The sequence below is a fragment of the Enterobacter cloacae complex sp. ESBL7 genome (assembly GCF_041679625.1).
Lineage (GTDB): Bacteria > Pseudomonadota > Gammaproteobacteria > Enterobacterales > Enterobacteriaceae > Enterobacter > Enterobacter asburiae_B.
Genome location: NZ_JBGORN010000003.1, coordinates 365950 through 384467 on the forward strand (window position 1 = coordinate 365950; position 18518 = coordinate 384467).

General features: G+C 49.0%; 18 protein-coding genes. 10 read left to right on the forward strand and 8 right to left on the reverse strand.

Translation table 11 applies throughout. The features are described from left to right. Nucleotides 1–222 precede the first annotated feature (222 nt). Together ACERY3_RS15130 and ACERY3_RS15135 are read left to right on the forward strand one after the other, a co-directional pair. Complete coding sequence (locus ACERY3_RS15130; protein ID WP_373225923.1) at nt 223–2310, forward strand: hypothetical protein; 2088 nt, start codon at nt 223–225, stop codon at nt 2308–2310. Nucleotides 2311–2661: 351 nt separating this feature from the next. Continuing rightward, a complete protein-coding gene (locus tag ACERY3_RS15135; RefSeq protein WP_373225924.1) occupies nt 2662–4479 on the forward strand; it encodes a hypothetical protein in 1818 nt (605 codons plus the stop codon). Between the two features lie 242 nt (nt 4480–4721). Here ACERY3_RS15135 and ACERY3_RS15140 read toward each other — a convergent pair whose 3' ends face one another. The 7 genes from ACERY3_RS15140 to ACERY3_RS15170 all read right to left on the reverse strand — a co-directional run bounded on the left by ACERY3_RS15140 (nt 4722) and on the right by ACERY3_RS15170 (nt 10323). Then, nucleotides 4722–5084 (reverse strand): hypothetical protein, encoded by a 363-nt coding sequence (locus ACERY3_RS15140; RefSeq protein WP_373225925.1) that lies wholly within the window; start codon nt 5082–5084, stop codon nt 4722–4724. A gap of 145 nt (nt 5085–5229) precedes the next feature. After that, complete coding sequence (locus ACERY3_RS15145) at nt 5230–6174, reverse strand: glycosyltransferase (RefSeq protein WP_373225926.1); 945 nt, start codon at nt 6172–6174, stop codon at nt 5230–5232. Nucleotides 6175–6626: 452 nt separating this feature from the next. After that, on the reverse strand, nt 6627–7067 hold the full coding sequence (locus tag ACERY3_RS15150) for a hypothetical protein (protein ID WP_373225927.1): 441 nt from the start codon (nt 7065–7067) through the stop codon (nt 6627–6629). Between the two features lie 2 nt (nt 7068–7069). Continuing rightward, on the reverse strand, nt 7070–7762 hold the full coding sequence (locus ACERY3_RS15155; protein WP_333046166.1) for a WYL domain-containing protein: 693 nt from the start codon (nt 7760–7762) through the stop codon (nt 7070–7072). Nucleotides 7763–7781: 19 nt separating this feature from the next. Further along, nucleotides 7782–8519, reverse strand: coding sequence for a DUF3944 domain-containing protein (locus tag ACERY3_RS15160; protein WP_373225928.1), 738 nt, complete (start codon nt 8517–8519; stop codon nt 7782–7784). Nucleotides 8520–8659: 140 nt separating this feature from the next. Continuing rightward, nucleotides 8660–9238: a hypothetical protein gene (locus tag ACERY3_RS15165; protein ID WP_373225929.1), complete on the reverse strand. Its 579-nt coding sequence runs from the start codon at nt 9236–9238 to the stop codon at nt 8660–8662. A gap of 113 nt (nt 9239–9351) precedes the next feature. Beyond that, complete coding sequence (locus ACERY3_RS15170; protein ID WP_373225930.1) at nt 9352–10323, reverse strand: hypothetical protein; 972 nt, start codon at nt 10321–10323, stop codon at nt 9352–9354. Nucleotides 10324–10976: 653 nt separating this feature from the next. On the opposite strand from ACERY3_RS15170, the gene ACERY3_RS15175 reads away from it, so the two are divergent. After that, nucleotides 10977–11570, forward strand: coding sequence for a hypothetical protein (locus tag ACERY3_RS15175; protein ID WP_373225931.1), 594 nt, complete (start codon nt 10977–10979; stop codon nt 11568–11570). 46 nt (nt 11571–11616) lie between these two features. Here ACERY3_RS15175 and ACERY3_RS15180 read toward each other — a convergent pair whose 3' ends face one another. Beyond that, nucleotides 11617–11931 (reverse strand): hypothetical protein, encoded by a 315-nt coding sequence (locus ACERY3_RS15180; protein WP_373225932.1) that lies wholly within the window; start codon nt 11929–11931, stop codon nt 11617–11619. A gap of 165 nt (nt 11932–12096) precedes the next feature. On the opposite strand from ACERY3_RS15180, the gene ACERY3_RS15185 reads away from it, so the two are divergent. From ACERY3_RS15185 to ACERY3_RS15215, 7 genes are all read left to right on the forward strand, one after another. Then, on the forward strand, nt 12097–12426 hold the full coding sequence (locus ACERY3_RS15185) for a putative zinc ribbon protein (RefSeq protein ID WP_373225967.1): 330 nt from the start codon (nt 12097–12099) through the stop codon (nt 12424–12426). A 142-nt stretch (nt 12427–12568) separates the two neighbouring features. Further along, the gene (locus tag ACERY3_RS15190) at nt 12569–12796 is read left to right on the forward strand and encodes a helix-turn-helix transcriptional regulator (RefSeq protein ID WP_373225933.1); all 228 of its coding nucleotides are present in this window, start codon (nt 12569–12571) and stop codon (nt 12794–12796) included. A gap of 288 nt (nt 12797–13084) precedes the next feature. Then, nucleotides 13085–13507 carry a putative zinc ribbon protein gene (locus tag ACERY3_RS15195; protein ID WP_373225934.1) on the forward strand — a complete coding sequence of 141 codons (423 nt, stop codon included), beginning with the start codon at nt 13085–13087 and terminating at the stop codon, nt 13505–13507. Then, the gene (locus ACERY3_RS15200; RefSeq protein ID WP_367075475.1) at nt 13495–13914 is read left to right on the forward strand and encodes a putative zinc ribbon protein; all 420 of its coding nucleotides are present in this window, start codon (nt 13495–13497) and stop codon (nt 13912–13914) included. The genes ACERY3_RS15195 and ACERY3_RS15200 overlap by 13 nt, the downstream gene beginning before the upstream one ends. A gap of 373 nt (nt 13915–14287) precedes the next feature. Next, complete coding sequence (locus ACERY3_RS15205; protein WP_367075473.1) at nt 14288–14950, forward strand: hypothetical protein; 663 nt, start codon at nt 14288–14290, stop codon at nt 14948–14950. 2 nt (nt 14951–14952) lie between these two features. After that, nucleotides 14953–16686, forward strand: coding sequence for a DUF1269 domain-containing protein (locus ACERY3_RS15210; RefSeq protein ID WP_367075471.1), 1734 nt, complete (start codon nt 14953–14955; stop codon nt 16684–16686). Further along, nucleotides 16640–18370 carry a LeoA/HP0731 family dynamin-like GTPase gene (locus ACERY3_RS15215; protein ID WP_373225935.1) on the forward strand — a complete coding sequence of 577 codons (1731 nt, stop codon included), beginning with the start codon at nt 16640–16642 and terminating at the stop codon, nt 18368–18370. The genes ACERY3_RS15210 and ACERY3_RS15215 overlap by 47 nt, the downstream gene beginning before the upstream one ends. Nucleotides 18371–18518: the final 148 nt, after the last annotated feature.

The following is an 18518-nucleotide window of genomic DNA, read 5'->3' on the forward strand; positions in this document are numbered from 1 at the left end:
GTGATTGGGGAAAACTCTGTGTCGCTGATGGAGGCGACAGCTAGCTAATGTCTGCTATGAGCGAGGAGCGGACGTTTTGCATCGCAAAAATACTATTGATGGGGTAACACGGCGTAACGCCAGGTGGTTCTGAAGGAAGTGGCAGAAGAAAACTTGGCATTCTAGGATTACTGAATGATAACCTCCCTTTTTGTCAATACGATTGAGAATTAAGGAAGATTGATGAATACCGCCCCAAAAGAGCTCCGCAAACGATTGAAAGAAGCCTTCGAAAAGTTTGACCTGCCCACGGCGCTCGCAGCCCTTGAGGAAATGGAAACTGAAGAGGTCGCTGACGTTCTCATCGAGAAGATGGCTCAACCTGGTGCATACCAGATTCGTGGCAATCGTTCCAAACGGAACAAGTTCTACGACACGCTTTTGAACTCATCAGCCATGTCAGATAAGCACGATTCGATACGCCCACATGCCAATAAAATAAACCTAAATATCAATAAAATAGAGTGCTATTTCGATGATATTCGGGATTCATTGCCGAAATGCCACATATCCCAATATCCAGTAGACATCCAATTCTGGAGTCAGGTTGAGCGTACGTCGTGCGAGTTGGCTGAGATCGATAGCGCCAGCGATAAGGAATGGGGGAAGATTGAAGAGAAGCTTAAGGCGCGCATTCCGACAGTGATGCCTGAAGCGTTGATGACGAAGCTTGAACATGGTGGAATCGTGAATGTCGACGCGGTTTATGGCGGCCTAGTAGGGGCGCTTAGTTTGACATTGAAGATGCTCTCTTTTGAGAAAAAGCTGCTTCATGATGGCAAGCTTGTCGCTCCCGCAATGCCTGCGATTACCGAAGATCATATGTACAAGGCTGGTTCAATCCAGCTTTATGCGTTGTCGTGGAACGCCCTTGAGGATGCCGCCAACCGAACCCTATTTTTCGGTGGGGAAATCGGAAATGCGCAGGATGCGAAGATATCTATTGATCATTTCTCGGTGGAAGAACAAGTCAAATTCCCGGACCCTATCTTTTTCTACCGTGAGCCGACTGATGTCGAAGCCTACGACTTTATGGCCAACCGCAGGCTGCACACCTGGGCGATGCAGAATACGTTGTTGATGGCGAATATGACAGCATTACGCAAAACTGTCATGAAGGAAGGTGCAACAGTACCTGAGCTTACTGCAGGCTTTGTCTCTGAGAACGAGGGCATTACGCTGATGAAGCTATCAGAGATTCTTGCCTATGATGTGTCCGAGGACCAGGAGCGCTTCCACGGACTGACCCTACGTGAGTGGGTGCGAGGATACTGTGCGCTAGGGCTGATGGGCACGGCAAAGCAAGACGACTCCTGCCTGGTCACGTTCGAAAAAAGTGAAATTGAGCAAGGGTTGCGCGATTACAAGCTTCCTGAAGAATGCATCCCAACCTTTATCCATCATCTGACCTTCGGCCAGGATAGTCGCGATCTATATGACTCGCCGTTGATTTACTCGGAAGATGGCAAGTACACCTTTTTCGCCAACGTCCTAAAAACCTGCAACTTAACCAACGTGCTGTTCTCCAGATTGAGCTCTCTCACGACCCAGTTCGATAAGAAGGGCAAAGGGTTTGAGGACCGTGTTGTGTCTAGCTTCGTCAAGTGGGGATATCCATGCAAATCTAAGAAGTTCTATATTGACGATGCCGAGTACGAATACGACGCCCTGGTACTGATTGATGACACCCTGCTGCTCATAGAGTGCAAGAACAACATGTTGTCAGGTAACAATACAGTCCAGGCATTTCGCTATTCTAAGTCGATTAGCGATAACGTCGGACAAATCAAACGTCTTGTACGCGGCCTGAGAGAACGTCCTGATGTTGTTGAATTGCTGTTCGGCAGAAAGCTTGATGACTTAACCCTTGTGCCCATTATGCTGAACTCCATGACTTACTCAAGGGAGCCTGTGGAGGGTATCTACATTTCGGACTGGTCGGCGTTAAGCAAGTTCTTCACCGAAAGCACCATCTCTCGCTTCGGTTTGCAGAATGGCAAGAAGATTAATAAGCAGACTATTCATACACTCTGGAAAGGCAAGAGGCCCACTGCTAAAGAGTTGATTGATTATTTGACGATGCCCATCCAGTTGAAGATGATGCGAAAGCACCTGCGCTACACTTATTTCCCTCGTCCGATGTCCGAGAGCACAATCTTCTTTGCGCAAGAGCTGAGTGTTGATGAAGATAATATGCTCAAGGCCCGAGGGTGCCCCTTTGCCAAGAAGGCTGGCAAGAAGAAAACCAAGACGCGCCGTAAGAAGCGCTGATGGTCACTTCGCAAAGGTTTGGCAACTATCTCATGAAGGCGCCTGCGGACGGTGGATAGGCTACGTAGGTGCAATCCCCCGCGCATTGCGCCGTACCTGTGCCTCGGGTTCCGGACCGACCTGGCTCTCTGGCCAGGGTGGTAATGATATACGCTCCTCACAAATATTGTGTGTAGATACTTGCAACTACTGATCGATTTTACCGTCCGCCAGTGGCTGCTTCTGGCACGGAGCTGTCCCTTACGAACCTTCTTTTGCCCGCAAGAAACTATCTAGACAATAATGATGGTACTGGGTTAGCATCTCATTCTGAGGGATTTTCGCTTCGTCCATTTTCATAGGGACTCGGATATGATCGACGAACTTCAAGCCAGCAAATCTTGCTATTTCTACCGCCAAAAAGCTCCAATCACGAAAGTCGCGATCACGGAACTGTTCCGGGATATCAGAAAGGCGCAAACTTCCCCCTCCAACAATTTTTTCTCTTTCATTCGGCAGCCCCACGGAGCATCAATTTGGTCTGCTTTGTGCTTTCAATTCGACAAGGTACCGGCTTTCCTGCCTGGCACTAAAGGCGTGATCGACCGGGTAACCGGATATTTGCTGATAGTCGAGCATCGCGATTATGTTGCCATTTTCAAATCCCAGATCGATATCCCTCCTGATTTCTCGAAAAGGTATTTGCAGCGTATCGGTGCCCAAGATGTCGACCGTGGACTGACGAGTAAGGACTCGGTATTTGCCCGGGTTCGACTCAGGCATATGACTCTGTCCCGCTTTGCATTGCGCAGCAAGACGCTTGAAGGCGAGAACCTTCAGAACAATGTAGGTATGGCATCCTCAGCTCGATTTGCCCCGTTAGGTTACAGCTTCACTGAAGAAGACGAACACTTTTCAACGACGCCGCGCACTGGGCGAATCTCGCTTCGTGCGGATCGTGCAGGCTATTTGGAACTAGTTGATTATGCCTGTCGTATCATCGAACGCTTACAACCTCGTCCTGGAAGACCATCATCCTCCCCTTTCCTAGCAGCTTTCGCACGACCGTTGGAGCTATCAGATCTGGCGGCAAACCCCACCCAATTTGCAGTTGATACCGCCATCCTCGGACAGGCCATCTTTGATGACAAAATCATCCGCTTGGTCAAGCGTGACGGAATGGGCTATCGAGAGCTGCCAAAGGCAGAGGTTGATCTGATACTCACGGAGCTCACAGATATCTTGCGCGTTGCCAAAAACGCCCATGGCAAGTTGCTGGTGTCACAGCCAGTAACAGGTTTCGAGGTAGGTGAGATCGCGATCAATAAAACGCGAATCGCTCTGAAACGCCTTTCGCTGCCTTTGCTTGCCGATGTATACGTTGAGGACACTCATTTCGCACTTGGCGCGGATGATAATCGCGCCCCGCTTAAGCAGTTCATCGACAAACAGGACACGTTTATCGTCTTGTTTGACCAGCCGAAATTTGCCTATTTAGATGGCAGTCTTTATCAAGACGACACTTTGGTCAATGGTGGCACTCAGTTCTTGGGCTATCTCTTCGGTAATGCAGAGTTAGCAACCGTAACTGATGAGAAAGGTTCCTTTACTGCTGCCCATCGTACTTTCGATCCAAATTCTACGTTCGGGGCAGTACTGTCGACGATCGCTCGAGAAGATGATGTCATAGTCTGCGATGATCTCGGTGATGAATGGGCTGATTTCGTTGGGTTTAGAACGGATCCTGCTTCCCCAAGAGTCACCTTCTATCATGCAAAGCACGGTGAGCTGACACTCGGAGCTGGCGCATTTCACATTTCAGTAAGCCAAGCGATCAAGAACCTAGGCAACCTCACATTGCCCGCTCCAGCCATGAGCAAAAAGTTTACCCGATGGGGGCGACTTTACAGCAATAACAATGTGAGGACAGGTATTCAACGTACATGCCGTGGCACATCTGCTGATTTAAAGACTGCAGTGGAGATTTGCAGGAATGCCCCGCACACCTCAAAACGTGTGGCCATTGTGACTTCATCTCTGAGCAAGGCTGCAGTTGAGCAAACATTTAGGGATATTGAAGCGGGTAATACCCCGAGTCCATACTTTGTCCAGCTATATTGGTTGCTATCATCCTTCTTCGCTGCGTGTACTGAGGTCGGAGCATTCGGGTGCGTAATATGTCAGGAATAAACAAGCGGGATTTGAGGAGCCGACTCATGACTTATAATTGTAAGGCGTTGAACGGCATATACTCAATATGCTGAAGTAAAGATATATATTATGGTGAACCCGTAAGGGGAGGGACCTCTCGGGGGAGGGGTTTATAATGGCTATTAATACGCAGTATTAATACCTGATTTTTTTAATATAACGATTGATAACACAACAGGGTCTGACAACTGATTGTCAGACCAGATATTGTTCCATCGAAATTAGTACTTCATCAGCCAGTCCCCCTGACTGGTGATGACGTTAATCTCTGCCACACTGCAGGGGCCTTTAATGTAGACGTCAATCTCTTTGCCGTAAGACAGCGTTGACGGTATCAGCGGGATCGGCTTGCTGCCTGCATAGACGGTGGGCATCTTCTGAATCGGGCAGTTCCCACGGTTAACGACAACATCCTGAATGGTGATGCTGTCAGCCAGTGACTGAACATGAACACGCTGCTGATGCAAATTCGGGTAATAGGGATTTTTTACCTGCTCGAGACCAATCCTGACCGGGGCCTCTGCTGCGTGCAACAGAGGTGAAATCATCAGTGCCACGGCGAGGGTACTCATTGCTGTTTTCATTATTTTTTCCTTATTTTTGTTGGAGCAATAAAGGCTCACATGCGGGTCAGACATCCAGAATTATCAAACTCAGCAGAATCTTTGCGGCATCGCTGAAAGTGTCGGCCTGTCGTTATAAGCTATCTATCCAAATCCATTCTGGGGATCATAGATAAATTTTCGCCACGAATTTCAGCAGAAAAAAGATATCGCTCAGACTGCTGACCCCGGCAATCAACTGACGCAACGCGATTCGCTGCCTGAACAACTGTCGGGCAGCCTGCCGATTGGCAATCTTACGCCGGAACAACCCGAGAAAATGGCGACACTCAACCAGCGCATGCCTTCTCAGAGGCTTCCTGACATCATGGTGCTGTGGCAGGGATGAGAGGGCCAGAATATCGCCGATGACATCAATGTAGCTGTGTGCACGGATATCGTAGTAGTCCTGCCGGTGGGTAATGGATGCCGGGTTTGTAGTATAGAAATAGTCCTTTCTATCAGCGAAATAAAACAGACCGTTTGCAGCGGCAAGGTTAATCGTCCAGAGGATGTCCTTGTGGCTTTTACCTTCCTGAAAGCACAGACTATTCTTCCTGATGTAAGATGAGCGAATTATTTGCAACCACAGGTAATGCGGCCATTCTTTCTGAGCCACGCAATGCTGTATCCACGCATGCCCGCTGAGCGCCTGAGCATAAGGTTGCTTATAATGAACCGGTCTTCGTTGTAAGCCCCTGTTGTCGGTGTGCCAGCCATTGAAAAGGGCAACATCGGCCTGAGCCGCTCGTGCGCTATTCAGTCGCTCCTGGAGAAAACCTTCTTCAATCCGGTCATCCGCATCCAGAAAAACCACCCATTCACCTCGGTGTACTGCCAGTGCGGCATTTCTTGCAGCATATACCCCCTGATTTTCCTGATGAACAAGAATCAGCCGCTCATCGGTGATATCGCTGAGTATGCTCGACGTTTCGTCGGTAGAGCCATCATCCACAACAATCACCTCAATGCTGAGTGTTTGCTCGCTGAGAAGATCATGTACCAGATAGCCGATAGTGGCCTGCGCATTGAAGACCGGGATAATGATGCTGACATCAATTTTAGGCTGCATATCGGATTACGATTTCCCTTCGCTATCAGGTTTCTGACGCCTGACGGGGAGAATGAGTTTTTCCCTGATTTCCTGCTCAGTATCAAATAAGCATTCGTCGCAGAATTCCTTATCAAACCCAAACAGGCGGCTGATGATGCCTCTTTTCTTGTTACATCTTGCACATCGTTTCATTCCATCCCCTGTATGCCTTTGGCTCAAACAGTGTCACTCTTAGTCGGATAAATTTTCATGAAAACAGTGCATTGATAAAATTTCACCGTTTTTCATGGAGCGTCTTTACAAAACCATTAATCGATAAAATCGGTCGTGCTATACGCCACCTGTGGCAATACTCAGCAGCGCCAGATTCAGAGTTGATGTATTGAATTTGTCTTTTAGTGTTGAAATGGTTTGAGTTGTCATACTGTTCTTTCCTTGTTGTTAACAATGCAATGGTAAAAGTGATGGGGTTACATACGGGTCAGACATCCTGACTTATCAAACTCAGGCAAAACCCCGGCGGCATTGCTGAAGGTGAAGGTGGCGGAGGTCAGTCCGGTCGCAGTTATATGGATACGATGGGATTTTCTGGCTGCATCCCAGAAGGCTTCGAAGTTACTGCCACCGGCATCAGAAAACGTGTCGTTAATCAGGAACGTGTCGCCGCTGTCGGTTTGTGCCTGAACGCTGCGCCCATCATCATTGCCGCTGGTGAGTGTTTTGCCATCGGGTGATGTGTACTGGACGAACGTATTGTTCTCCGGCGAGCAGGTCATCAGCAGTTCAGCGCCATTTTTCCCCTGTATGCGGTATTCCGTAACGCCCTGAACCCAGGTACGGGTCCACTGGTTTACGGCTGCAGCGGCCTGCGCGGAGGCAAGCACCATCAGTAAAAACGTTATTTTTTTCATAGCTATCCTTGAGTTTCAGTATCGGTCAGCACCTTTCGCAGGTACTGGAAGTGTGGCAAAGAACGGATAAAGTGCGGATCTGCGGTCAGTGCATCAATCTGCCGCCTGCGCAGAAACTGCCTCGGCGTCAGGCAGACATCGGTAATGCTTTCCAGCAGAAATACCTGCAGTTGCCGGGCGTACTCTCCGACCAGATACCAGCCGTTCTCGAAATAAATCAGGCGGTAAGGTGCGAACCAGCGGTACTGCTGACCCTCTGCTGTCAGATCCAGCAGAGTTCGCTCCAGAATGGCCTGAGTGATACGCCAGAAACTGCCGAAGGGACCGGGCTTGCGCTCCGGTGGAGACTGCCAGACGATAAAAGGTGGCTCTACGGAGCTGTCAGTCAGCACCGATATCAGACGGTTATCCATCGCCGGGAACAGCTGCTCCGTGCGGGTTACTCGTGCAAAGTGCAGAATGTGCCGGTTGGTGCGCAGGCCTTCGTGCTGGTGGGCCAGTGACCAGCAACCCTGCTGGTATGTCAGTTCCAGGCAGCTCAGGCGTTCACGAAAATCCCGGCGCAGAGTGCGCTCCGAGATACGAAACTCCTGAGACAACCCACTAACTGACAACCGTTCCCCCATCAGCAGGCGACTGATGATTATCGCCAGCCGTGATGCCATGCGATCGTGCTGTTTTTCTTCCGCTGACATAGTGAAGGGTTTCCGTTGATTACATTGATTTGTATAGATATTGCTGACGAAGACAAGCGACCAGTAGGCAGGCCGGAACCGTAACCCGCCGTGCCGGGCCTGCCATATCGGCAATCAGCCAGCCCGTGCTCAGGGCGATACCAACCGGCCCAGCCAGTACACTGATAGAGCGGGTCAGGGTCAGATAAGTCACGATGGGGAGCGTGCGCCCTAGAACAACCTTCGCAAGCGTACTGAGCATCACGACCGACAGGCGATAGGCTGCAAAGCCGGAAGCCCGGACGGCAGTCCATACAGCCATTAAAATCAGCGGTGCCGTGGGTATGGTGAGCTCGGTGCCCATACTGTCAGCAAACTCCCGCAGCTCTTCGGCTGTCATCTCACTGAGGCTTTTTTCAAGCAACGTCAGCAGCAGGGAAAGCTCAATGTCTTCGGTTGCCTCCTCTTTTTTGTATTTCACGCCCGTATGGTCACAGACATCGCATAACACTTCCCGGTACAACACGCCTTTCCCGCCGCTGAACATATTGGCAATGCTGCTGGCACCGAAGGTCTGGATTTCAGCCGCTATCTCCTGCCAGTAATTACGGTGGGCCGGGTGAAAACGTTTGTAGTTGTCGCTGCAGGACAGCGTTTCCGTCCAGCGCAGGGTGTTATCCCGCGGGTCACGGGTAATGAGGCTGACCAGTAAATCCAGGTCCTCATTCTCACAACGCCCCAGAAACCGCAGGTCAGCATCTTCGCGATAAACGGCCATAGCTCCTCCATTCAGGTCTGTATCGTCAGGCAAAAACGATAACAAACCCGCCTGTAAGGACATGGCCGGTGCGTCAGGAAAATCAGCGTGTTATACGAGTAATGGTGGACAGGTGATGTCCGAAAATGAAATACAGACGATTATGCTGAGCAGGGCGGAGTTACCGGCGGAATAAACAGACGAATGGCGAGTTGCCCCGTCAGGCGGGTGACGAGCCAGGCGGCCCCCCCGTTGATTACCCCGCCCAGTAACGGGAGCAGCAGGCTTTCCCTGAGTAACACGTGACTGCTTTTCAGCAGCAACGCGTCGCGAACCACCGTCAGCAGAGCGGTCTCGGCCTGAGGCAGGCTCAGTGCGCGGGTCAGTAACCGGGTGATGATGCCACTGATGGCATCGGAGCAGGCATCCCCGGCCAGCGCGCCCCAGCAGAGCAGGCGTACCCGTGGGTCTGCAGTGTCATGGCCTCCGATGATGGCAACGGCCGCACATAGCCGCATCTGAATGAACAGCGAAGAGCAGACATCGGCGGTGACGGTCAGTGGCAGCAGCGCACCTCCGGCGAGCCCGCAGGAAAAGCCGGAGCCGCAGGCTTTCAGGGACTCGTACAGCACAAGTGATTCAGCCGCATCCACGCGACTCGTTTCGTTCTGCAGGTAACTGTCTGCCAGTACTATGGCAGAGTCCGTGACGGCGGTACCTTCCACCGCCAGGGCATACATCCCCTCAAAGAGATGCTGTAATACAGTAATATCCAGACTATCCTCCTTATCGACAACGCCGGATGGTTGTCGGTAAGGTGATATATATCTGTATTTATTTCATTTGTGTTTTTCTAATCAGAATCATGCGCATTGATTATCAGTCGTTCAATCATTACCCCCATTGTGGTACTGTTTTTTTTCGCCAGATTGGCCAGCTTGCGCTTTGCATCATCAGAAATGCTGATATTGATTGGCTTACGTTTTTCTCTCTTTTGTTTCTCTCTGAGTTTGTGCTGATGCCAGGCTTTCTGCGCTCTGATTATAAACAGTTTTCTGTTACTTTCAGGAAGCGAACAATAATCCAGGGCTGCTATAAATGACGTGCAGCTTTCATTGTCTGTATGAGGCATGGTGAAATAATACGGAAGCGCAAGCATCAGTTCACCGTCTTTTTTGAGATAGCGCCACAAAAACTCTCCCATCTCTTTGTTTTTCTGGTCTATCCACCTGATGCTAGGCTGCTTAGCAATAAAATCATTCCAAAGTTTCTTAAAATAAATGAGGAGGTGTTTTTTATCTTCAACAGGCATAATAACCGAATGAAAAGACTCAATGACCATATTGAGACGTTCATCTTCTGAAGGGTAAATATTATCATTTATTATGGTGAAGACTGTTTTCAGCAAAGATATGTTCTCATTATCCAGCGCAAAGATATTGTCATGCAGCAGATGCAACCAAAGCCAGTAACACGCTCTTTTATCCTCGATAAGCCATGTTAAATCCTTTTTTGTCAGTGTAAGAATATCTGCTGACCGATACATGTCTCTGAAGAGGTTCTTTTTTTTGTCGTCGGATATGCCGAGCGATTTAATTGCGTTGTGGAGTGAGTCTCTCAGCGAACCGGTATGAATGTATTTCTCATCGACCTTAATACCGACAGGCATTTTCTCCATATCTTTGTTGGGATAAATCAGGAAAGGCCTAAAGCAATTGGAAAGTTCAGGGTGATTAATCAGTAAATAATACAAGCAAGCCTTTAACTGTGTCACTCCCAGAGTAGGAAAACTTCCCAGCACAGGATCGCTGTCCCGTATAGCCATAAAATCACCACTAAGTAGTTATTGTTAGTGGTAATTAAAGTGGCTATGCGCGTGATTGTCAAGTGTTATTCAAGTTATGCGTTTATCCTCTGCGGGTACTCAGAGCGTACAGTATACAAGAAAAAACACCCCAAAAACCCTCTGTGGCTCTGGTGGGCTCCTTTGCGACTATGTCACGGCTTTCTAAATGAGCTTTCCCCCTTTATCTACATCACTCAGGGGCTCCATACAATCACATGCCAGCATCAACAGAAATGAATTGGATCCCTCCGTCTTTACGACCTTACCCTGTACATGTTTTTGGTATAAGTCTTTCGCTGACGTGATAAACCCGGCTGGAATCATCTGGCTTCTGCGTTTTAGTTTGCAACGTAGTTCCAGCCTTTTGAGTAACGAAAATTAATTTGGGTTATTAATATAATTAATAGGCACTCAGTAAACACACTACCCGCATGCACAGGGTAAATCAAACAGATGGAATGGCTTTAAGTCAGTTAGTTTCTGTCCTGAAACACGGCAACCGTTAATTTTTCGTAATAGCTGTTTGCCTGTGTGATTTTATACACAATTCACTAATGTTACATACTGGAATCTTAAGACTTCCGTATAGAACAACCATCTTCAACCAATAAACAAATCAATGAGAATTAATCATGACGATTAACCCACCAGTGATTCCCCGTTATACAATGGACTGGTATCTCTTATCAAATATTAACTATCATATCGATATGCTGGTTAATCGATACTCCTGTCTGTATTCATTGCGCTTTGACTTATGCTATCGCAGAGACTCTTATCGGTATATGAACAGTACCCCCAGAACATTGGAATGCGAGGTCCGTGTATTAATGGCCGAGATGGAGAAGCTCCCTGCTGTCGTTGGATATTTCTGTGTAATGGAATGGACCCAGGACCATGGCTTTCATGTTCATGCCGTTTTATGGCTTGACGGGCATATTACTCAGAAACCTTTTGTCTGGGCTGAAAAAGCGAATGCCGCGTGGGCCTGGATTACAAAGGGGGAAGGGCATTTATATCGTTGTGAGAGAAAAGAATCCTATGTAGCGGACATCAGCACTCCGGTCCGGTACAACGATGCGGCGAGCATTGCCAATATTCGCTATATCCTGAGCTATCTGGCGAAGGCAGAGCAAAAAGAGGGGCTTTGCTGGCATTACTGCAACGAGGTTCCTGCCCGGCCTTCTGTCGGTCGTCCCAGGCAGTCTGCATGCACATCTGGTTGATGTATGGGCAGGCAGGAATTTTCCCTGCCTGGCCTTCTCACATCTCTCAGAAAGCATTTCGCTGCTGTTGCGTAGTGCAACGCAGAAAAGAATTCATTGCATCGCTGATCGCGAAACGCTTTTTGTGAATGATGTCTGCGTACTCTGAATGTTCAATGTGGTCATGCAGTGTCCGGTGCAATCGGCCTGTATCAGGCATTAATTCATTTTCATGCAGATGTTTATTTCCGATGTAGTAGGACGTCACCAGTGCCATCTGATCGGAGAGTTCAAAGTTTTGCAGAAATGACTTAGCTTGTGCCTCACTGTTAATCGCTGGAAGCGCTTCCCGCAAGAGTTGTATCAATGTGTCAATATGCATTGTCTGTGTCCTGGAGATAAAGGGATCACAGAGATGGAGCCATTTATCTTCATTTCAAGCTGTTATTCACTCCGTCCGATAGCACAACCGCAAAATCATGAGCAGCTGCATGGTTCCTGAATATACGCCGCTGAGGTGGAAATGGAGGTATTAATGAGTTCCAGAATGACGTTTGCCCGGACCGGGGAAGGGCATTTCATCAGTGCTGAGAGCGCCCGACAATATCCCACAGGCCAGTATCGCTGCCTGTATTGCCAGTGTCCCCTGCTCGTTTGTGGCGTTTCGCCATACCTTAGCGCGTATTTTCTTCATGACCCTTTGCATCTGACGCCGGAGAGCCTGGAGTGTTGTCCCGATGCCGATATTCCCGCCAGGAGAGAAAGCCCACACAGGACACCTGTTACCTGGTGGCACTGTCTGCTCTGCCATCGCCACTATTATGGCAATAAACGTTGCTCAGTCTGTCATTCTGGTGACCACAGCATACAGGCATAGTCAGCCTTGCAGGGTGCATGCCGCAAACCAGACCGGTAACTTTTTACACGGCTTGCCTATCCTCTGAGGGAGTACCGGCGTGCCACTGAATTCAACCACGCCGGGCATCTCCCGCCATGCATTACTCAGAGGGAGAGACAGAATGACCGTCACAACACCGGCAGCGCAGCCATTATTTAATTCCGAAGACCCGCTAATCGACATGGCCTTCATCACCACGTACACCGGAATGACGGACAAGTGGTTCTATAAACTCATTGGCGACGGGTTGTTCCCGAAACCGATTAAATTAGGGCGCAGTTCCCGCTGGTTCAAAAGCGATGTGGAATCCTGGATGCGACAGCGCATTACTGATTCCCGTGGCGTCTGAACAGAGGGAATATCTGAATGGAAAAACAACGCCGTACTAAACCACTGAATATCCCGGAGCGCTGGAAGTGTCCCCGTTGCCAGCGACAGTATTGTGGTGCCAGACCCTGCCCCGTTTGTTTTCGCACCTCTGTAGCGCCTGCACAATCGTAATCCCGGCGGTCTGCAGAGACTGAATACCACGAATCATCTTCCGCTAACGCATAACTGACCCGCCAGTCACACTGCCATGCTGCCCATACCGGGACGGCTTTCGCCTGCGTGTCGTCTGGCGGTAAGGAGCACCACGATGTACGCCAAATCTTTCATAGCCCTTGACGGTAATGGTCGTCTCACCGCAGCCAGAACGGCGCAACGGTATCCGTATGACCGCTACACCTGCCACCTGTGCGGCAGTGCGCTGCAGTACCACCCTGAATACGACACTGAGCGACCTTACTTTGAACACCAGTCCGGGATGCTAACAGATAACGGGCGGCTGCATTGTCCATATGTCAGACCAGAGCCTGAGGAGGTCCATCATAACCGGCAACTTAAATGTTACGTACCGCATGCCCGCCCTCTGGTTTACAAGTATGACTGGCACTGCAGTGGCTGCGGCAGCAATTACCATGGCGAGCGCTACTGCCTGAGCTGCCGGACCGGTGAGTTCAGCCGGGCGCTCCCTGATGCTGAAATTCGGACTGCAGAGGTAACGGCATGCGCGTACTGAAATGTTACCTGGCAAATGACCGCGAAGGTCACTTTGTGACGGCCGGTGAGGCCATGAGCGCACCGGGGCAGATATGGAGTTGTGCTTCCTGTGGTTGTCGTCTGGTGCTGCATGCCAGCACTTTCAGCGACCCGGCGTGGTTTGAACACGATACGCAGAGCGTGGCCCGGGATGTGCTGATGAACTGTGCTCATCTTGACCCGGAAGTGAAAGCTGAGGCCCGGCACAGGAAGCTGTGCAATATGCTCAACGGACTGGATGCAACGGTGATGACGCTGTCCTGGTACTGTGTGTGGTGCGGTGACCATTATCAGGGCGTGAAGCACTGTTACCGGTGCCAGACCGGTATCTACAGCATCGAAGACGTATCGGCAGCATTGCCGGTATACAGCCCTCTCCCCTGTTAACGATTTATATTAGCAAGTAAGTTTGATTATCCTGAACCCCAGACATTCTGTCACAACTGTAACGTTACTAACGAAAACTGGGGACAATGATAAAGTTACGACCCACAGCAATTGGCGCAAGATCGCTTACATCTCATGTTCGAATCCCACGGCAAAGAAACCCTAAGCTAATGATTAGTTTTGATTATGAGAACATACAGACGATGCATTTTGATCTGAGCCAGGCACTGGCATTTTAACTTTCCGTCGAAATGGTTTTACTTTTGCTTCAACGGTAAGATTGCCTCCAAGTTAAGTAACATTACGTAAGCCTACCGGGGAGACTACGTGGCTAAGCGAACCGGCGAAGACAGAACCCTAATGAGATTTAAAAATGAATACCTCTGAGGACTTCAACCGGCTTTATGCCGACGTGGGACGTAACATTGAGCAAACATTAGCTGATATTGCAGGACTTCACGTCGAGAACGAAGATGCTAAAAAGCAGCTTAATGCGATGACGGCGCAACTGCAGATTCTGCAGAATACTTTCAACCAGAAGTTATCCTATCTGCAGGAACATGCCGAGTGGGACAAATTTACGCTCGCGTTTTTTGGCGAAACCAACGCGGGCAAAAGTACTATTATCGAATCTCTGCGGATAGTGTTTGATGAAACCTCCCGCCGACAATTGCTGCAAAATAATCAAAACGATCTACAAAAAGCCGAGCAAGAACTGCGCGAGCATTTGACGCAATTACGCGATGATTTAGGGCGGATTTACAGCGATGTTGTCGATAAAATTAGTGCCATCAGTTTTTCCGCCATCTGCTTGCAGCAAATCATTACCAATGAAAGTGCCTTACGATTAAAAATGGAAGAAGAGGCGAATAAAGCACATCAGTTGCTGGAACAAAATGAAAGCCAGTCGCGTCTACAAATTTTGCAACAGCGAACCAGTACTAAGTCGCGTATCACCCTGCTTGTCACTGCCGTTGTGGGGGTGATAGTTGGTGCTGGAGCAGTTGTGCTAATTAATCTCCTGACGGGGCAATAGGGATGAGTGATGCACTTTATCTTGTAGAGAAAAACCCTGAACGGCTGGCTGATATCAGCCTCAGCGAACGTAAATCGGCGCTCAACATTCAGAAATTACTGGATCAAAGTTTGTCGTGTCTTATCCAGTCAGTTATCCGGACGGAAAAGTTAAAAAATACGGCAAAGCGCGTCGATGGCTTAATTATTGGTACTGGTGAGTCAGATTTTACCAAAGGAAATACCCATTACACGTTACATATCGACGATAAAGACTTTCAACTGATCGACGTACCGGGGATTGAAGGTAATGAGACCCGCTACGTTCATCTTGTGAAAGAAGCCATTGCGCAAGCGCATATGGTGGTTTACGTCAACGGGACCAACAAGAAACCCGAAACTGCGACTGCAGAGAAAATTAAGTCATATCTAGAATATGGCACGCAGGTTTATCCGCTGGTCAACGTTCGTGGTTTTTCCGAAGCCTATGAGTTCGAAGAGGATCGTCTGGAGCTCGCTCAGCAGGGCGGTGCTGGCGATGCACTACGCCAGACCGTTGAAGTGCTGGCTCCAGTCTTAGGGGCGGTAGTGCTACAGAAGGGCCATTGTGTTCAGGGGTTGCTTGCATTTTCGGCGCTGGCATATCACGACAGTACGCAAAGTACGAGCATTCACCCTTCCCGGGAGCATAACCTGGTAGTATCCCAACAGGAGTTTCTGGACGTGTTCCCTAGCCGTCAGGAAATGCGGACATTTAGCCAGATTGACGCGGTTGCACAGACCATCAGAAATAAAGTTGCTACCTTCCGTGAAGATATTGTCGAAAGCAATAAAGGCAAAGTCCGTGAGACGTTGGGGCAATATTTACAGGTGCTGGAGGAGCAGTTAACCAGCCATCGACGCTTTCTGAAAAAGACGGAGCCGGAGTTTGAAAAATGTCGGGTTGCATTCAGGAATGCAATTGCGGAGTTTGAACGCCGTATTGTGAATAACCGCCGCAACCGCTGGAATACCTTTTTTAACGAGCTGGCGGATGCCAGTGACGCTATTGTCGAAGACGATTTCGGCGATAGCGACGCGATATCTCAACGGATTCAGCGCGAGTTTAAAAAACGACGCATCAGCGTTGAGGAAGAAATGCTGAAGGATACAGAACAAGCCGTGGAGGTACTACAGCAACAGATGCTTCAGGCGGTGGAGCGCCTGTTGGAAGATATCAAGCATGTGGAATTTCAACAACGCGTTAGTTTTGAGCGTAGCGGCGGCATCGATTTTGGTAGTGATATGGTACTGGGCTACGACCTTGGTTTGGGCGATTTTGGCTCTATGGCTTTCAAAATTGGCAGCTATGCGATGACAGGTGGCACTATCGGCAGCGCATTCCCGGTGATTGGAACAGCGATTGGTGCCATCGCTGGGGCGCTGGTGGGCGTGGTCATGACGGTGATCGGCTTTTTTACCAGCAAATCGTCAAAAATTCGCAAAGCACAGGGAAAAGTGCGTGACAAGCTGGAGGGTGCGAGGGAGGAAGCCCTGGACGGCGTGCCCGCAGAGGCCCGGAAACTGGTTGCAGCCATAGATAAAGAACTCCAAAGCGGCCTGTTGAAAAAAGTAAATGATATGCAGAGTGCCTTGCAGCAGCCAATTACAATTTTTGCAACGCAAATTACCCGAATCACACGATTAAAAAATCAACTTGAGACGATGCCTTATGGAACAATTCAAACAGTTCAGTATAGAGAAGCAGGCAGCCATTGATTCGCTATTACAATTGCGCAGCATGTTAGAAACGCTGGGTGAAATGGAGATAGACATTGGTGATGACCTACAAAAAATAGCTTCCGCTATTACCGCCGTTGAATCTGATGTACTGCGCATTGCGTTGCTTGGCGCGTTTTCCGACGGAAAGACCAGCGTTATCGCCGCCTGGCTGGGCACAGTCATGGAAGATATGAATATCTCCATGGATGAGTCCTCCGATCGGTTGAGTATTTACAAACCGGAGGGCTTGCCAGGCCAATGTGAAATTGTCGATACGCCGGGGCTGTTTGGTGATAAGGAGCGCGAGATCGACGGTGAACAGGTGATGTATGAAGACCTGACCAAACGCTATATTTCTGAAGCGCATCTGATTTTTTACGTAGTTGATGCCACCAATCCGCTTAAAGAAAGCCACAGCGACATCGTAAAATGGGTTTTGCGCGACCTGAATAAGCTGTCTTCAACCATCTTTGTGATTAATAAAATGGATGAAGTAGCTAACCTAACGAACCAAGTATTATTTGACGAGCAGGCGGTCATAAAAAAAGAGAATTTGAAAAGCAAATTGCAGCGCGCCGCTAATCTCAACGCGGCAGAATGCGAACGGTTGAAGATCGTATGCATAGCCTCAAATCCAAACGGTCGCGGTCTGCCATTCTGGTTCGGCAAACCTGAACATTACGAAAGCCGCTCGCGCATTAACGATCTTAAAAACACCGCTGCCGAGATTCTGAAAGCCAATGTACCTGAAGTACTTTTGGCGAAAACCGGCATGGACGTTGTGAAGGATATTGTTAGTAAGCGCGTTACACAGGCGAGCTTACAGCTCAACGAACTAAATACCTTTGTTGAGAAAAATGAAGAGGATACGCGTCGCTTTCGTAACGATATAACGCAGAGTCGTACAGAGGTTAAAAGGCTGGCTGGTGAACTATTTGAAGAGCTGAACCAGATGGAAAAACAGCTGATGAGTCAGCTGCGTCCACTCAGCCTGGAAGATATCCGCCCGTTTATGGACGATGAACTGGGATATACGCAAGAGGGGGTTGGCTTTAAACTTCACCTACGCATTAAGCTGTCTGTCGATCGTTTTTTCGATCAGTCGACAGCGGTCACACAGCGCTTATCTGATGACATCACTCGTCAATTAAACTCCAGTGAAAGCTTTTTAAGCGGCCTGAGCGAAGGAGCTTTTCGCTCCCTTGGCGGGGCCTTTAAGGGCGTATCGAAAATTAGCCCGGCGACGCTGAAAACGACTATTTTTGCTGCACGCGATACGATTGGCAAACTCACGGGATATGTCTATAAATTTAAACCCTGGCAGGCCACCAAACTGGCCGGAGGTATTGCCAAATGGGCAGGCCCAGCGGGCGCAGCGTTTACGATTAGCTCCGATCTATGGGATGCCTATAAAGCACATGAGCGGGAGCGGGAACTGGAAGAAGTAAAAGCCTCGCTGGCGAAAATCATTAAAGAGCCGTTTAAAGATATCTATGACGTGCTTATCTCAGATGAAAAAATGTTCGCCTTTTTTGCGCCGCAGATTCAAAACATGGAACTGGTCATCACTGAAATGATGGGGAAAAGTCACGCTATTCGTGAGAGCCAGCAAAAACTGACCCTTATTCAGTCACAACTTGCACATTTAACACTGCCCGCGCCGGTAGACCCATCAGTCTGATTTGAATGCCGCTCTACCTCTTCAGAAATCGGTGGCGGTAGAGCGGTAAAATATTGGCTCTTTAAGAGATACTTCTTTCAGTCTAAAACTGGCGATTAACGAGCTATTAGAAAGGTATGCAAAAGCAAGCTGTGGATAATAAATTTAA